Below are 1,383 nucleotides of genomic sequence, written 5' to 3' on the forward strand. Positions count from 1 at the left end.
TACTAACGGAATCTCGGTTGATGTCTTTTCCTCCGGGTACTGAGATGTTTCAGTTCTCCGGGTTCGCCTCACCAAAGCCTATTTTATTCAGCTTAGTGATACCTCTCCCATTTAACACGGGGCCAGCATTGCTGCTGGACCAGTCTTAAATGGTGAAGGTGGGTTGTCCCATTCGGAAATCGCGGGATCAAAGCTTGCTCACAGCTCCCCCACGCTTATCGCAGCGTGCCACGTCCTTCATCGCCTGTACATGCCAAGGCATTCACCAGATGCCCTTACCTCACGCTTGAGAGTCCACACCACCAACGACAGCACTGGAAGATGATCAAGTGCTTGGATGTCGTTCGATACGGTATGGTTATTAAACTCAGCCAGATAATCATTTTAGTGTACGACTTGTTGATCGATCCTCATCCATCCAGCCTTGCGGCCAAACGCACAAAAACCAATCCCATGTCGCCACGGCATCGATTAAAAAACCCATTCACAATGTCAAAGAGAGGCGCTTGCGCCTCATATTGCCGGACGTGTCCGGCAAACTGCTGTCTTCATCCCTAGAGTATATGGTGAGCAACTTTTGCCCGGCACTCCAACGAACCAAAGGTTCGCGAGCCTGTCCTGAGCGACTGACTTGTCAGTCAGTCGAAGGGGCCGAACGGCCGTCGCTGCTTATGCGGCGGACACCCAAACAAAAGCCATTTGCGTAGCAAATGGTGGAGCCTATCGGGATCGAACCGATGACCTGATGCTTGCAAAGCAACCGCTCTCCCAGCTGAGCTAAGGCCCCGTTATTTGTTTCGCCTCAAGCGCCGGCGCCGACATCCGTCGGCTTGGCTTTCGCTGCATAAGCAGCGGCGGCCGTTCGGCCTTGCGGACCCTGCGGGTCCGTTGACTATTCAAATGGTGGGCCGGGGAGGAGTTGAACCTCCGACCTCACGCTTATCAGGCGTGCGCTCTAACCACCTGAGCTACCGGCCCAGTGCCACGCAGGCTGCTTGTTACAGCAGCGCGAGGCGCTTGGAGCCTGCTCAGCTATCAACACAATCTTGCGACTGCGTTAATCTCTAGTGATGAAGGGACATGAGGACGGCGGCAATGTTCTTTGGAAATGACGAAGCTCTTCCAACGTCGAGCGTTGGCGCTTTCGTCACGATCCTTAGAAAGGAGGTGATCCAGCCGCAGGTTCCCCTACGGCTACCTTGTTACGACTTCACCCCAGTCTCTAAACCCACCGTGGTCACCTGCCTCTCTTGCGAGTTAGCGCAGTGCCTTCGGGTGAATCCAAATCCCATGGTGTGACGGGCGGTGTGTACAAGGCCTGGGAACGTATTCACCGCGGCATGCTGATCCGCGATTACTAGCGATTCCGCCTTCATGCTCTCG

General features: G+C 54.7%; 2 tRNA genes and 2 rRNA genes. All 4 read right to left on the reverse strand.

The features are described 5' to 3' along the window. Positions 1–292, reverse strand: a 23S ribosomal RNA gene (locus SxD43FB_RS23560); the annotation flags it as partial. 419 nt (positions 293–711) lie between these two features. Next, positions 712–787 (reverse strand) — tRNA-Ala (locus SxD43FB_RS23565). 114 nt (positions 788–901) lie between these two features. Next, positions 902–978, reverse strand: a tRNA-Ile gene (locus SxD43FB_RS23570). Positions 979–1,160: 182 nt separating this feature from the next. After that, positions 1,161–1,383, reverse strand: a 16S ribosomal RNA gene (locus SxD43FB_RS23575); the annotation flags it as partial.

It is taken from the genome of Sphingobium sp. D43FB (assembly GCF_002312805.1).
In the GTDB taxonomy this organism is placed as follows: domain Bacteria; phylum Pseudomonadota; class Alphaproteobacteria; order Sphingomonadales; family Sphingomonadaceae; genus Sphingobium.